This is a genomic window from Streptomyces sp. 6N223 (genome assembly GCF_052246635.1).
Classification (GTDB): domain Bacteria; phylum Actinomycetota; class Actinomycetes; order Streptomycetales; family Streptomycetaceae; genus Streptomyces.
In genome coordinates, this window is record NZ_JBQQCA010000024.1 from 83,702 (window position 1) to 97,875 (window position 14,174).

Annotated in this window: 14 protein-coding genes; 11 read left to right on the top strand and 3 right to left on the bottom strand. The window is 75.4% G+C overall.

Going from position 1 to position 14,174, the window contains the following annotated elements; genetic code table 11:
• Positions 1 to 48 precede the first annotated feature (48 nt).
• The gene (locus tag ACTWQH_RS16980; RefSeq protein ID WP_443287409.1) at positions 49 to 1,005 is read right to left on the bottom strand and encodes a hypothetical protein; all 957 of its coding nucleotides are present in this window, start codon (positions 1,003 to 1,005) and stop codon (positions 49 to 51) included.
• On the opposite strand from ACTWQH_RS16980, the gene ACTWQH_RS16985 reads away from it, so the two are divergent.
• Together ACTWQH_RS16985 and mycP are read left to right on the top strand one after the other, a co-directional pair.
• Positions 1,004 to 1,852: a hypothetical protein gene (locus ACTWQH_RS16985; protein ID WP_443287410.1), complete on the top strand. Its 849-nt coding sequence runs from the start codon at positions 1,004 to 1,006 to the stop codon at positions 1,850 to 1,852. The genes ACTWQH_RS16980 and ACTWQH_RS16985 overlap by 2 nt on opposite strands.
• Positions 1,849 to 3,132 (top strand): type VII secretion-associated serine protease mycosin, encoded by a 1,284-nt coding sequence (gene mycP, locus ACTWQH_RS16990; protein ID WP_443287411.1) that lies wholly within the window; start codon positions 1,849 to 1,851, stop codon positions 3,130 to 3,132. The genes ACTWQH_RS16985 and mycP overlap by 4 nt, the downstream gene beginning before the upstream one ends.
• Here mycP and ACTWQH_RS16995 read toward each other — a convergent pair.
• The gene (locus ACTWQH_RS16995) at positions 3,119 to 4,180 is read right to left on the bottom strand and encodes a serine hydrolase (protein WP_443287412.1); all 1,062 of its coding nucleotides are present in this window, start codon (positions 4,178 to 4,180) and stop codon (positions 3,119 to 3,121) included. The genes mycP and ACTWQH_RS16995 overlap by 14 nt on opposite strands.
• A 150-nt stretch (positions 4,181 to 4,330) precedes the next feature.
• On the opposite strand from ACTWQH_RS16995, the gene ACTWQH_RS17000 reads away from it, so the two are divergent.
• Both ACTWQH_RS17000 and ACTWQH_RS17005 read left to right on the top strand, forming a co-directional pair.
• Positions 4,331 to 5,101 carry an SseB family protein gene (locus tag ACTWQH_RS17000; RefSeq protein WP_443287413.1) on the top strand — a complete coding sequence of 257 codons (771 nt, stop codon included), beginning with the start codon at positions 4,331 to 4,333 and terminating at the stop codon, positions 5,099 to 5,101.
• A 174-nt stretch (positions 5,102 to 5,275) separates the two neighbouring features.
• Entirely contained in the window at positions 5,276 to 6,130 is an 855-nt protein-coding gene (locus tag ACTWQH_RS17005; RefSeq protein ID WP_443287426.1) for an aquaporin, read from the top strand.
• Here the strand turns inward: ACTWQH_RS17005 and ACTWQH_RS17010 are convergent.
• Positions 6,127 to 6,510, bottom strand: a complete 384-nt coding sequence (locus ACTWQH_RS17010) for a DUF1844 domain-containing protein (RefSeq protein WP_443287414.1) — start codon at positions 6,508 to 6,510, stop codon at positions 6,127 to 6,129. The genes ACTWQH_RS17005 and ACTWQH_RS17010 overlap by 4 nt on opposite strands.
• 285 nt (positions 6,511 to 6,795) lie before the next feature.
• Here ACTWQH_RS17010 and infC point away from each other — a divergent pair, with 285 nt between their 5' ends.
• From infC to pheT, 7 genes are all read left to right on the top strand, one after another.
• The gene (gene infC, locus ACTWQH_RS17015; protein WP_443287427.1) at positions 6,796 to 7,410 is read left to right on the top strand and encodes a translation initiation factor IF-3; all 615 of its coding nucleotides are present in this window, start codon (positions 6,796 to 6,798) and stop codon (positions 7,408 to 7,410) included.
• 127 nt (positions 7,411 to 7,537) lie between these two features.
• Entirely contained in the window at positions 7,538 to 7,732 is a 195-nt protein-coding gene (gene rpmI, locus ACTWQH_RS17020; RefSeq protein WP_443287415.1) for a 50S ribosomal protein L35, read from the top strand.
• Between the two features lie 75 nt (positions 7,733 to 7,807).
• Entirely contained in the window at positions 7,808 to 8,191 is a 384-nt protein-coding gene (gene rplT, locus ACTWQH_RS17025; protein WP_443287416.1) for a 50S ribosomal protein L20, read from the top strand.
• A 201-nt stretch (positions 8,192 to 8,392) separates the two neighbouring features.
• Positions 8,393 to 9,253: a TrmH family RNA methyltransferase gene (locus ACTWQH_RS17030; RefSeq protein WP_443287428.1), complete on the top strand. Its 861-nt coding sequence runs from the start codon at positions 8,393 to 8,395 to the stop codon at positions 9,251 to 9,253.
• Positions 9,254 to 9,291: 38 nt separating this feature from the next.
• Entirely contained in the window at positions 9,292 to 10,371 is a 1,080-nt protein-coding gene (locus ACTWQH_RS17035; protein ID WP_443287417.1) for an ATP-binding protein, read from the top strand.
• Between the two features lie 111 nt (positions 10,372 to 10,482).
• Complete coding sequence (pheS, locus tag ACTWQH_RS17040) at positions 10,483 to 11,604, top strand: phenylalanine--tRNA ligase subunit alpha (protein ID WP_443287418.1); 1,122 nt, start codon at positions 10,483 to 10,485, stop codon at positions 11,602 to 11,604.
• 5 nt (positions 11,605 to 11,609) lie between these two features.
• Positions 11,610 to 14,135, top strand: coding sequence for a phenylalanine--tRNA ligase subunit beta (gene pheT, locus ACTWQH_RS17045; protein ID WP_443287419.1), 2,526 nt, complete (start codon positions 11,610 to 11,612; stop codon positions 14,133 to 14,135).
• Positions 14,136 to 14,174: the final 39 nt, after the last annotated feature.

Genomic DNA, 14,174 nt, shown 5'->3' on the forward strand with positions numbered 1-14,174 from the left:
AAAGTGACTCCGTCATGGCGGCGATGGGGGTGCGTGGATGAGCATCGATCAAGGTGAACGGCGCGTGCCACCCCCGCCCACGGCCCCGCCCAGGCCCGCTGCCCCGCCCAGGCCGACGGCCCCGCCCAGGCCGACGGCCCCGCCACGCCCGTCCGGCCCGCCGGGCGTCGGCACCGGGCCCACGAACGCCGAGCGGGGAACCGCGCCCGCCGATGCGGCCAAGGCCAGGCCCGCGGCGAGGCCCGCGACGGAGACGTCAACGAAGCTCGATGCGCCGGAGGTTACGCCGCCCGAGGCGAGGCCCGGGAAGCCGGGACCGCGGGCCGGGACGGGCGCCGGGCAGCGCGAGGCCGCGCCCGGCCAGGAGATACCGGCGACGGTTGCGCCGCCCGAGGCGAAGCGCGTGAACGCCCGGCCGTCCGGGGCCGGACTGGCGGGGAAGGATTCCGCCGCAGCCGGGCCGCGCGACGCCGGTACGGCGGGGCCCGCACTCGCCGAGCCCGAGCCGCCGAGGGCCGGGCCGAAGGCCGGGCGGAAGGCCGGGCCGCGCGAGGCTGTGCCCGGCGCGGCGCCGCCGACCAGGGTTCCGCCGCCGGAGGTTGGCCCGCCCGGGGCCGGGCCCGCCGACGCCGCGCCGCCCCGGGCGGGGTCCGGGCCCGCGGCGACCTCGCCGCCGGCCGCGTCGCCGGGGGGCGCGCCGCCCGCTGCGGGAGCCCGAAAGGCCGGGAGGTCCGAAGGGAGGCCCGCGGGGGCGGATTCCCCTGACGCCGGGTCGCGCGACGCCGGTCCCGCTGAACCCGTCCGCGCCGAGCCTGCCTCGCCCCGCGCGGAGTCGCCCAGGGCGGCGACGCCCGCGAAGGCGCCGACGCCCGGCAGCGGCCCCGCGCGGGCGGACTCCGACGGCCCCGGGCGGGCCAGGGCCGCGCCTCCCGCGATGAAGCCGCGCACGGTCAGGGCGCCGGCGCGGCCGTCCGTGCCGCCGCCTCCGGCGGCGCCACCCGCCATGGCCGCCGCCGCCCACGACGAGTCGCCGCCGACGCTGCTGCTGCGCGCCGTCACCGTGCCCCGCCGCACGACGCCCCACCACCTCCCGACGCGCCTCGTGGCGCCCGTCGTCTGCCTCGTGCTCGGCGCCGGCCTGCTCAGCGGGGCCGCCGCCGGAGCCTGGCTCACCGGGGATGGCGACGATCCCTCCTCCGTCGAGGCGATGTACGAGGACGGCCGTTCGCTGTGGCGCGACGTGCCCGTCGACCGCCTCTTCCCCGCCGAACTCGCCGGCGAGGGCGCCGGGCCGGGGGGCGCGGACCGGCGCTGGCTCCGGGTCGGCGTCGCGCCCGACGGCGGCTGCGACCAGGCGTTCGACCCGCTGCTCGCCGAGGTCCTCGCCCCCGTCGGCTGCCACCGGCTGGTGCGCGCCACCTACGTCGACGAGACCCAGACCAGCGTCACCACCGTCGGGCTCCTCTTCACCGAGGCACCGGAGAGCGTCATGCGGCAGGCGAAGGAGCGCTTCCGCACCGAAGACCTCGCCGAACGCCCCGACCTGATGCCCCGGACCTACGCGCCCCCCGGCACCGTCGCCGAGGGCTTCGGGGACGCGCAGCGCTACTCCTGGACGGTGCGGGTGCTGACCGGGATACCGGTCGTGGTGTACGCCGTCACCGGATTCGTCGACGGCCGCACCGCCACCGATCCGCAGCCCGCCGCCGAGGCGACGGCCGAGGGGGAGGAGACCACGGTCGCCCTCGCCGGTCTCGGCCACGACGCCGAGGGCATCGCCGACCGCGTCCAGTCCGGCCTGCACCAGGCGGTCGACGAGGCCGAGGAGTTCGACCTGGGGGAGCCGCGATGACGCCCGCCCGCCTCCGCACCTCCACACCCACACCCACACCCACCCGCGCCCGCGCCCGCGCCCGCGTCCTGGCGTCCGCCGCCGCCCTGGCCGTCGCCTGGGGCCAGGGCCTGGTGCCCGGCACCCCGGGCCCCGAGGCCCGCGCCGACTCCATACGCGACCAGCAGCAGTGGGCGCTCGACGCCGTCAACGCCCCCGACGCCTGGCGCACCAGCAGGGGCGAGGGCGTCACCGTGGCCGTGCTCGACACCGGCGTCGACTCCGACCACCCCGACCTCGCCGGATCCGTCCTCGACGGCGAGGACTTCGTCGGCCTCGGCGCCGCCCCCGGCGACCCGGCGTGGGCCGCCCACGGCACCGCCATGGCCGGCATCATCGCCGGGCACGGCCACGGCCCCGGCCGCGACAGCGGCGTGCTCGGCGTCGCGCCGGAGGCCGAGATCCTGCCCGTGCGGGTGCTGCTGGAGGACGAGGACCCGCAGCGCGACGAGGCCAGCGAGTCGCGCGGCGACGCCCTCGCCGAGGGCATCCGCTACGCGGCCGACCAGGGCGCCGACGTCATCAACCTCTCCCTCGGCGACGACAGCGAGTCCGCGCACCCCGACCCCGAGGAGGACGCGGCCGTCCGCTACGCCCTGCGCAAGGGCTCCGTGGTGGTCGCCTCCGCCGGCAACGGCGGCGAGAACGGCGACCCGGTCTCCTACCCCGCCGGCTACCCCGGCGTCATCGCCGTCGCCGCCGTCGACCGCTCCGGCACCCCGGCCGAGTTCTCCACCAGCCGCTGGTACGCCACCGTCGCCGCCCCCGGCAAGGACGTCATCGTCGCGGAGCCCGACGGCCAGTACTACTCCGGCTGGGGCACCTCCGCCGCCGCGGCGTTCGTCTCCGGCTCGGCCGCTCTGCTGCTGTCCGCCTACCCCGACCTCACCCCTGCCGAGGTGAAGCGGCTGCTCGCCGACACCGCGCAGAACTCGCCCGAGGGCGGCCGCGACGACGCGGTGGGCAGCGGCATCGTCGATCCGGCGGCGGCGATCGAGGCCGCCGCGGATCCGGAGTCCGGGGAGCGGCAGCCCGCGGCCGCGGCGGAGCCGTACGCCCGGGAGTACTTCGGCGCGGGCCCGCGCCGGAACGACGGCGGCGGGGGCGGCGTACCGTGGCTGGCGCCCGCCTCGGGCGTGCTCGGCGCGCTGATGCTCGCCACCTCGGCGGTGCTCTTCCTGCGCCTGCGGGAGCCCGGCCCCGCGAGCCCTGGCGGTCCTGGCGGTCCTAGCGGTCGCTGACCGCGCCGCCGCTGACCGCGTCCACCGCGGCACGGGCGGCGGCCTCCACCGCCGCGATGCCGTCCGCCTGCGACGCGTGCCCGTCCGAGACGACCGCGACCAGGTAGGACGCGCCCTCCACCGTGACGCGGCCGATGCTGTTGACGTCCCACAGGCCGGTCTGACTGCGCGGCAGCCAGCCGTTCTTCAGCTCGAACTCCCCCCCGGACGCCGCCGATATCCCCCACTGCTGCTCGGATATGACCGAGCCCATCAACTCCTGTATGTACGCCCGCGAGCCGGTGTCGAGCGCCGAGTCCCCGCCGTACACCGCCCGCAGCAGCGCTATCTGGTCCGCGCTCGTGGTCTGCGTCAGCCCCCAGGTCCCGCCGCTCCCGGCCCGCGTCTCCGTCAGACCCAGCCGCCGGTTGGCGGCATCGAGGCCCGACGGGCCGCCTATCGACCACCACAGGCTGTCGGCCGCGTCGTTGTCGCTGGCCACGATCATCGCCTCGGCCAGCTCCCGCTCCGCGTCCGTCAACTCCCGCCCCGCGTCCTGCGCCTGAAGCAGCAGCGCGGCGAGTATGTCCACCTTCACGATGCTGGCGGTGTCGAAGCTCTCCGAGCCGTACCCGGCGGCGAGCCCGGTGTCCAGGGCCAGCACGGAGACCGACAGGCGCACCGGGGAGTACACCGGCACCTCCGACTCGCCGTCGAGCAGCCGGGTCATCGCCTCCTCCAGGACGGCGTCCGGTTCCTCAAGGAGCGCCGGGGAGTTGGGGGAGTCCTGTTCAGGGGGGCCGTCGCCCTCGGGCGGCGGCTGCGTGGCCTGCCCCGCTCCGGGCTCGTCGCCCCGCTCCTCTCCCCCCACCTCGCCCGCCTGTCCCTCCTGCCCGTCCCGCTGGGCCTGAGCCGCCGCCTCCGCGCTCCCCACCGGCTCGGAGGCCGGCATCAGCCGCGCCGCGTCGCCCGTGGCGGCGACGCCCAACAGCGCGGTCGCCAGCGCGGCCTGCGCTGCGACGGCAGGCCGGATCCGCCGCGCCAGCCGGCGGGGAATCGGGGGAGTCATGTCTCGCACGCTATCCCGCACACCTGGACGAGTCATCCGCCGTTCCATGACGAACTCGTAACAGTCGGTGACGAATACCGTGCATCGGTCGATTCGCCCGGGACGGACGGCGGCCACGGGACGCGGCGGACCCCCGGCTACCCTCGACCCGTGGCGTTGAAGAACATCCCCCAGCCGGAGTTCGCCCGCGACGACGGCTCGGCCGACCCCGAGGTACGCCGGGCCCTGGCCGACCTCGGGAGCGACCCGGCCGCCGAGCCCCGGCTGCTCGCCGCGCTCGCCCGCTCCAGGCTGCTGGTGCCGGTGGTCGCCGTGCTCGGCGAGGACGGCACCGCCGAGGCGGCCGCGACCGGCCCGGACGGGACGCCGCTGAGGCGCGAGAAGAGCAGCGACATGGCGCTGCTCACCCTCACCGTGCCGAGCGGCCGGCGCGCCCTGCCGGTCTTCACCGCCATCGAGACCCTCGCGCGCTGGCGGCCCGACGCCCGGCCCGTCCCCGTCACCACGGCCCAGGCGCTGCGCGCCGCCCACCAGGAGAACGCCGACACCCTGGTCGTCGACGTCGCCGGCCCCGTCACCTACGAGATCGCCGGCCCCGCGCTGCGCGCCCTCGCGGCCGGCGGCGGCGACCCGGGCGGGAGCCCGGTGGTGGCCGACGCGGTGCGCGCGCTGCTGGCCGCCGAGCCGGCCGTGGCCGCCGCCCACCTGGTGCCCGGCGGCGGCGCGGACGCCACCCTCGCTCTCGTCCTCGCCCCGGACGAAGAACCGCGGCCCGTCGTCACCCGGCTCGCGCGGGCGTTCGCGGCGGACGAGACCCTCCGCGCCCGGCTCGTGCGCGGCCTCGACCTCGCAGTCGTACCCGCCGGCACCCGGCTCCCCGGCGAGCCCCTGTACCGCCGCCAGGACCGCCCCGTGGCCTGACGCCCCACGTCTCCGCACCTCCGCACCTCCGCGCATCCGCGCATCCGCACCTCCACACCCACCCACCCATCCACCCGCCCGGCCCGCCACGGCGTGCGGTCGCCGGGCGCCGCCGGAAGACTGCGTGCAGGACCGGACGCAGGCAGGCCGGCAGCGGAGGGCGCCATGTTCCCGATGTCCCCGGAGACCCGGGACACGATCAGGCAGACGGCGAAGACCGCCGAGTCCGAGCCGCAGCCCGTCGCGGCCGAGGCGGTGGGCACCTTCGCCCTCGTCTTCTTCGGCGTGGGCTCGGCCGTGCTGGCCGCCGAGTACGTCGGCGCCTTCGGCATCGCCCTCGCCTTCGGCTTCACGCTGCTGGCCCTCGCCTACGCCATCGGGCCGGTCTCCGGCTGCCACATCAACCCGGCGGTGACCCTGGGGATGCTGCTCGCCGGCCGGATCGGGACGCGGACCGCGGTCGCGTACTGGCTGGCCCAGCTCGCCGGCGCGATCGCCGGAGCCGCGGTGCTCTACCTGCTGGCCCGCCAGGTCCCCGGGCTCCACGTCCACGACCGGTTCGGCACCAACGGCTTCGACGACCGTTCCGCGGTGGACCTCTCCCTCGGCGGCGCCTTCCTCGCCGAGACCATGCTCACCTCGCTGCTGGTCTTCGTGGTGCTGTCCGTCACCCACGAGGTCGCGGTCGTCGGCTTCGACGGCCTGCCCATCGGGATCGCGCTCGGCGCCGTCCACCTGGTCGGCGTCCCGCTCACCGGCACCGGCGTCAACCCGGCCCGCAGCATCGGGCCCGCGCTCTTCGCGGGCGCCGACGCGCTGGCGCAGCTGTGGCTGTTCATCCTGGCCCCGCTCGTCGGCGCCGCGCTCGCGGTCGCCGTCCACCTGCTGGTCCACCCGCAGCCGCATCCCCACCTGCGGCAGCCCACGACGCCGTCCGGCCCTGGCCCGGCGGGCGCAGCGGGGCCGGAGGACACGCGGGGACGGGGGGACTCGCGGGGACCGGAGGGCCCGGGCCCCGAGGGCGCCTAGCCGGGGACCACCGGCCCGGTGTGTCGTTCGCCCGGTCCCTCGCCCGGCGCGTCCGGCACCGCCGACGCCTCGCGGAACGCCAGCTGCAGCGACCTCAGCCCGTCCCGCAGCGCAGCCGCGTGGTACGTGCCCACCTCGGGCGCGCTCGCCGTGACCAGGCCCGCCAGGGCGTTGATCAGCTTCCGCGCCTCGTCCAGGTCCCGGTGCCGCTCGCCCTCCTCGGCCAGGCCCAGGTTGACCGCCGCCGAGCTCATCAGGTGCACCGCGACCGTGGTGATCACCTCCACCGCGGGCACCTCCGCGATGTCCCGGGCCGGCGCCCGGGGGTCGGCGGGGACGCGCGCGGGCGCGGGCGCGGGGGCCGGGGCGGTCTCGCTCATGCCGCACAGGGTAGGTGCCCGCCGGACGCCGCATGACGCGTGGTGCGGTAGTCTGGTAGATGACCGGCTGGGCTGACGTACGCCCGGCCCGCAAGTGGAGGCTCCGAACTCCCACCTGACCGGCTCCCCGAGGCTGGCAGGTCATTGGTCAGGCTGCGCCCCGCGGATCGCTGCGGCGGTGCTCCGGATCCACCAGGAGCCCCGCTCGTGCACCGGTCGGGGCGTTTTTTACGTCCTGGCCCGGTGGTCACAGACACATCCGGCACGGCTGCCCGCCAGGCAACCGTGCGGCGCAACCGAGGAGGCCCCATCAGCGCCGAGCCCCGCATCAACGACCGGATTCGCGTTCCCGAGGTGCGACTCGTCGGTCCCAGTGGCGAGCAGGTCGGCATCGTGCCGCTTGCCAAGGCCCTGGAGCTTGCCCAGGAATACGACCTCGACCTCGTCGAGGTGGCGGCCAACGCCCGCCCGCCCGTGTGCAAGCTCATGGACTACGGGAAGTTCAAGTACGAGTCGGCCATGAAGGCCCGTGAGGCGCGCAAGAACCAGGCGCACACGGTCATCAAGGAGATGAAGCTCCGGCCGAAGATCGATCCGCACGACTACGACACCAAAAAGGGTCACGTCGTCCGGTTCCTCAAGCAGGGGGACAAGGTCAAGATCACGATCATGTTCCGCGGTCGTGAGCAGTCCCGGCCCGAACTGGGCTACCGGCTGTTGCAGCGGCTCGCGGAGGACGTCCAGGAACTGGGCTTCGTGGAGTCCAATCCCAAGCAGGACGGCCGGAACATGATCATGGTTCTCGGTCCGCACAAGAAGAAGACCGAGGCCATGGCCGAGGCCCGGGAGGCCCAGGCCGCCCGCAAGGCCGAACGCCAGCAGGGCAGGTCGTCGGCCTAGGGGCCGCTGAGGTCCCGCCCGCTCTCGCCACGGTCGGCGGCAGCACAGGAACGAACAGCACCGGCGCTCCAGCCGCCGCGCCCATGCGGCGGCCAGGAAAGCCACGGACGAGGAGAGTTGCGGCGACATGCCGAAAAACAAGACGCACTCCGGCGCCAGGAAGCGCTTCAAGATCACCGGCTCCGGCAAGGTGATGCGCCAGCGCGCCAATCGCCGTCACTACCTGGAGCACAAGCCGTCCACCCTCACCCGACGCCTCGCCGGCAAGACGGAGACGGCTCCGGCCGACGCGAAGAGGATCAAGAAGCTCCTCGGCAAATGATCCGGTAACGACCGGGACCTCATCCGTTTCCGGGCCGCGCACACACCCCGTGGCCCCGCTACAAGGAGTACACACGTGGCACGCGTCAAGCGGGCGGTCAACGCCCACAAGAAGCGCAGGGCGATCCTGGAGCAGGCCAGCGGCTACCGAGGCCAGCGCTCGCGGCTGTACCGCAAGGCGAAGGAGCAGGTGACCCACTCCCTCGTCTACAACTACAACGACCGCAAGAAGCGCAAGGGCGACTTCCGGCAGCTGTGGATCCAGCGCATCAACGCCGCCGCCCGCTCGCACGGCATCACCTACAACCGCTTCATCCAGGGCCTGAAGGCCGCCGAGATCGAGGTGGACCGCAAGATGCTCGCCGAGCTCGCCGTCAGCGACCCCAACGCCTTCGCCGTCCTGGTCGAGACCGCGCAGAAGGCCCTGCCGAGCGACGTCAACGCGCCCAAGGCGGCGTAGCGGCCTCCGGGCCGCCCCAAGGCCGCGCGACCCCGTGACGGACCCGCGGGCTTCGGCCCGCGGGTCCGTCCTCTCCCCGCACCCGAACGCCGACGCCGCCAGGGGCGGAGTGTGGGCACACCCCGGGGCGGCAGGGGACGGCCCGCACCTGCCATGGCCGCAGCCACCGCCCGCACCGTCCCGGAAGCGAGCCACCACCCGATGGCCCCCACCGCCGAGCAACTGACCTCACCGCGCTCCCCGCGCGTCGTCGCCGCCAGGCGCCTGGCCCGCCGCGCCGCCCGCGGCAAGCAGCGGCGCTTCCTGGCCGAGGGGCCGCAGGCGGTGCGGGAGGCCGGCGACAGCCTGGTGGAGCTCTTCGCCACCGCCGAGGCCGCCGAACGCCACGGCGAGCTCGTCGCCGCGGCCCGCGCCGCCGGCGTTCCCGTGCACCTGGCCACCCCCGAGGTGGTCTCCGGCCTCTCACAGACCGTCACCCCGCAGGGCCTCGTCGGCGTCTGCCGCTTCGTGGACCGCCCGCTGCCGGAACTCCTCGCCGAGCGGCCCCGGCTGGTCGCCGTCCTCGCCCACGTCCGCGACCCGGGCAACGCCGGCACCGTGCTGCGCTGCGCCGACGCCGCCGGCGCCGAGGCGGTCATCCTCACCGACGCCTCCGTCGACCCCTACAACCCCAAGGCGGTACGCGCCTCCGCCGGCAGCCTCTTCCACCTGCCGCTCGCCGTCGACGTCCCGGTCCGCGACGCGGTCCGGGGCCTGGCCGGGGCCGGGCTGCGGGTGCTGGCGGCCGACGGCGGCGGCGAGCGCGAGCTGGACGCCGAGCTCGACGCCGGCGCGATGGGCGGCCCCACCGCGTGGATCTTCGGCAACGAGGCCTGGGGGCTGCCCGAGGAGACCCTCGCGCTGGCCGACGCCGCCGTCCGCGTCCCCATCCACGGCCGGGCCGAGAGCCTCAACCTCGCCACCGCCGCGGCCGTGTGCCTCTACGCCTCCGCCCGCGCCCAGCGCGCGCCCGGCGGGTGCCGGGCATCCCACCAGGGGCGGGAGAAAACCGCCGGGCGCTAGTAGGCTGACCGACCATTGGGGAGAGGGGCGAGCAGGGGATGGACATCGCGGCCGGCGCGGGCCAGCTTGATCTGCACCAGGACGACCTGCCCGACGGGCTCGTGGTGGCCGACCGGCTGGGCCTGGTCTGCTGCTTCAACGCCGAGGCCGCCCGCCTCACCGGCCGTCCGCCCGCCGCCGCCCTCGGCCGCCCCATCGGGAGCGTGCTGCCGCTGGAGGACCCCGACGGCCGCCCCTGGTGGTGCGTGACCAGCCCCTACCGGGGCCTGGCCACCCGCTCAGGCCAGCCCGAGCGCAACCTGCTGCTGCCCGGCGGCCGCGAGGTGCTGGTCTGCGCCCGGTACGTGCGCGACCACCCCGGCGGCCCGGTGCGGCGCCTGGTGGTCACGCTGCGCGGCACCGACGCGCGGCAGCGCAGCGAGCGCAGCGAGGCCGAGCTGATCGCCACCGTCGCCCACGAGCTGCGTTCGCCCCTGACCTCGGTCAAGGGCTTCACCGCCACCCTGCTCGACAAGTGGGACCGCTTCACCGACGAGCAGAAACGCCTGATGATGCAGACCGTCGACGGGGACGCCGACCGCATCACCCGCCTCATCACCGAGCTGCTGGACGTCTCCCGCATCGACTCCGGCCGCCTGGAGCTCCGCCGCCAGCTCGTCCGCCTCGACGAGGCCATCCGCCGCCACGTGAAGACACTCGTCAACGGCGGCTACCAGGCCGAGCGCTTCGAGGTGCGCATCGACGAGCAGTTCCCGGGCCTGTGGGCCGACCCCGACAAGATCGACCAGGTGCTGGGGAATCTGCTGGAAAACGCCGTGCGCCACGGCGAGGGCACTGTCACGATTGAGATGCACCGCGTACCGCCGAGCAGGACCCGCCAGGAAGGGACGGCAGTCACCGTGAGCGACGAGGGGCCGGGCATCCCCGAGGAGGCCATGCACCGCGTCTTCACGCGCTTCTGGCGAGGCAGCGACCGCGGCGGCACCGGCCTCGGCCTCTACATCGTCAAGGGCATCGTCGAGGCCCACGGCGGCACCGTGACCGTGGGCCGCTCCGCCGGAGGCGGCGCCCGCTTCCGATTTATTCTGCCCGCGGGCACCCCGGCCTTCCTGGCCTGAGAAGCCCGCGGGCTCACCCGTAGGGACCATCCCGCGTGCCCCCTTAGACTCGACCCCTGGGCGCGCGGCGCTGACCAGCGCAAGTCAAGCCACACGGAAGCACGGGAAGAGATGTCGGCACCGAACAAGTCGTACGACCCTGTCGAGGTCGAGGCACTGAAACCGGAAGAGATCGGCCGGGCCCGGGACGAGGCGCTCGACGCCATCGCCGCCGCCGAGGACCTCGACGCGCTGCGCGAGGCCAAGGCCGCCCACGCCGGGAACGCCTCGCCGCTCGCGCTGGCCAACCGCGAGATCGGCGCGCTGCCGCCGCAGGCCCGCGCCGAGGCCGGCAAGCGCGTCGGCCAGGCCCGCGGCGAGGTCGGCCGGGCGCTGGCCGCGCGCCAGGAGGAGCTGGAGGCCGAGCGCGACGAGCGGATGCTGGTGGAGGAGGCGGTGGACGTCACGCTGCCCTACGACCGCCTCCCGGCCGGCGCCCGCCACCCCATCACCACGCTGTCCGAGCGCCTCGAGGACGTCTTCGTGGCGATGGGCTACGAGGTGGCCGAGGGCCCCGAGGCCGAGGCCGAGTGGTTCAACTTCGACGCCCTCAACATGCTCCCCGACCACCCCGCCCGCACCGAGAGCGACACCTTCTACGTCGAGGGCGCGGCCGGCGGGCCCTCCGGCACGGTGCTGCGCACCCACACCTCGCCGGTGCAGATCCGCTCCATGCTGGACCGCGAGCCGCCCATCTACGTCATCTGCCCCGGCCGCACGTACCGCACCGACGAGCCGGACGCCACCCACGCCCCGGCGTTCCACCAGATCGAGTGCCTCGCCGTGGACGAGGGCATCACCATGGCCGACCTGAAGGGCACCCTGGACCACATGGTGCAGGCCCTCTTCGGCGGCGAGGGCATGCGCACCCGGCTGCGCCCGGACTACTTCCCCTTCACCGAGCCGTCGGCCGAGATGGACATGGTCTGCTACGTCTGCCGGGGCGAGTCCGTCGGCAACCCCGACCGGCCCTGCCGCACCTGCTCCAGCGAGGGCTGGATCGAACTCGGCGGCTGCGGGGTGGTCAACCCCCGCGTGCTCGTCGCCTGCGGCATCGACCCGGACCGCTACAGCGGCTTCGCGTTCGGCTTCGGCATCGAGCGGATGCTGATGTTCCGCAACAACGTGCGCGACTTCCGCGACATGACCGAGGGCGACGTGCGCTTCACCCAGCCGTTCGGAATGGAGGTCTGAGCCCCATGCGCGTTCCGCTTTCCTGGCTGAGGGAGTACGTCGACCTGCCCGCCGCCGTCACCGGCCGCGACGTCGCCGCCCGGCTCATCTCCGCCGGACTCGAGGTCGAGTCCGTCGAGCAGCTCGGCGCCGACCTCACCGGCCCGCTGGTGGTCGGTCGGGTGCTGGCCTTCGAGGAGCTGACCGGCTTCAAGAAGCCCATCCGGTACTGCCAGGTGGACGTCGGCACCGCCAACGGCACCGGCGAGCCGCAGAACATCATCTGCGGCGCCGTCAACTTCCGCGAGGGAGACAAGGTCGTGGTGGTGCTGCCCGGCGCCGTGCTGCCCGGCGGCTTCAAGATCTCCGCCCGCAAGACCTACGGCCGCCTCTCCGAGGGCATGATCTGCTCCGCCCGCGAGCTGGGCACGGGCGACGACCACGCCGGGATCCTCGTCCTCCCGCCCGAGCACGAGGTCGGCACCGACGCCGTCGAGCTGCTGGAGCTGGTCGACGAGGTCCTCGACATCGCCGTCAACGCCGACCGCGGCTACTGCCTGTCGATGCGCGGCATCGCCCGCGAGACCGCCATCGCCTTCGGCCTGCCGCTGCGCGACCCGGCGCTGCTCGACGTGCCCGGGCCGAACGCCGACGGCTACCCCGTCGAGGTCGCCGAGCCGGCGGCCTGCGACCGGTTCGTCGCCCGCACCATCACCGGCCTGCGGCCCGAGGCCCACTCGCCGATCTGGCTGCAGCGCCGCCTCCAGAAGGCCGGCATGCGCCCCATCTCGCTGGCCGTGGACATCACCAACTACGTGATGCTGGAGCTCGGCCAGCCGCTTCACGCCTACGACCGCGCCCGCGTCAACGGCACCATCGGCGTACGCCGTGCCCGGCTGGGCGAGAAGCTCACCACCCTCGACGGCGCCGCGCGCGACCTCGACCCCGAGGACCTCGTCATCACCGACGCCACCGGCCCCATCGGCCTCGCCGGGGTCATGGGCGGCGCAGGCACCGAGATCGCCGACGCCGTCGTCGAGCACGTGCTCCGCCCGGCCGAGGGCACCACCGACATCGTGCTGGAGGCGGCGCACTTCGACCCCGTCTCCGTGGCCCGCACCGCCCGCCGCCACCGGCTGTCCACGGAGGCCTCGCGGCGTTTCGAACGCGGCGTGGACCGGCAGGCGCAGGCCGCCGCCGCGCAGCGCGCCGTCGACCTGCTGCAGCTGCTCGCGGGCGGCCGGGCCGAGCACGGCGTCACCGAGGTCGCCGCCGACATCCCGCCGCACGCCATCACCATCCCCGCCGACCACCCCGACAAGGTGGCGGGCGTCGACTACGGCCGCGAGACCGTGGTGCGCCGCCTGCGCGAGGTCGGCTGCGACGTGCTCGGCGCCGACGAGCTCACCGTCACCGTGCCGAGCTGGCGGCCCGACCTCACCGACCCCAACGACCTGGCCGAGGAGGTCATCCGGCTCGAGGGGTACGAGTCGCTGCCCGCCACCCTGCCCCGGCCGCCCGCCGGGCGCGGCCTCACCGAGCCGCAGCGGCTGCGTCGCCGCCTCGGCCGGGCCCTGGCCGGCGCCGGGTACGTGGAGGCGCTCAACGCCCCCTTCGTCGGTCAGGCGGCGTTCGACGCCCTCGGCCTGCCGGAGGACGACCCGCGCCGCCGCACGGTGAAGCTGTCCAATCCGCTCTCCGACGAGGAGCCCGGGCTGCGCACCACGCTGCTGCCCGGCCTGCTGGAGGCGCTGCGGCGCAACGTCGGCCGCGGCAACAGCGACGTCGCGCTGTTCGAGACCGGCCTGGTCTTCCGGCCCACCGGCCAGGAGCCGGCGGCCGCGCTGCTGCCGGTCACCGCCCGCCCCTCCGAGGAGGAGATCGCCGCGCTGAACGCCGCGCTGCCCGAGCAGCCGCGCCACGTCGCCGTGGCGCTGACGGGCGCCCGGGAGCCATCCGGCTGGTGGGGCGAGGGCCGCCCGGCCGGCTGGGCGGACGCCGTCGAGGCCGCCCGCACCGTCGCGCGCGAGGCCCGCGCCGAGCTCGTCATCGAGGCCGACCGGCACGCCCCCTGGCACCCGGGCCGCTGCGCCGCGCTGTACGTGCTGATCGACGGCGAGCGCGTGCTGGCCGGCCACGCCGGCGAGCTGCACCCGCGGGTGGTGAAGGCGCTCGGCCTGCCACCCCGCAGCTGCGCGATGGAGATGCGGCTGGAGACCGTGCACCGCGCCGCCCAGGGCCCGCTGGACGCCCCGCCGGTCTCGACGTTCCCCGTGGCCACGCAGGATGTCGCCCTGGTCGTCGACGCCGACGTGCCGGCCGCGGAGGTGGCGAAGGCGCTGCGCTCCGGGGCGGGGGAGCTGCTGGAGTCCCTGCGGCTGTTCGACGTCTTCACGGGCGAGCAGATCGGCGAGGGCAGGAAGTCGCTCGCGTACGCGCTGCGCTTCCGCGCGCCCGACCGCACGCTCACGGTCGAGGAGACCTCCGCCGCCCGCGACGCGGCGGTGGCCGCGGCCGCGGAGCACACGGGCGCGGTCGCGCGCGGCGCGTAGCTGACGGCGGCGCCCAGCACTGGGTGGGGTGCCGGGGTG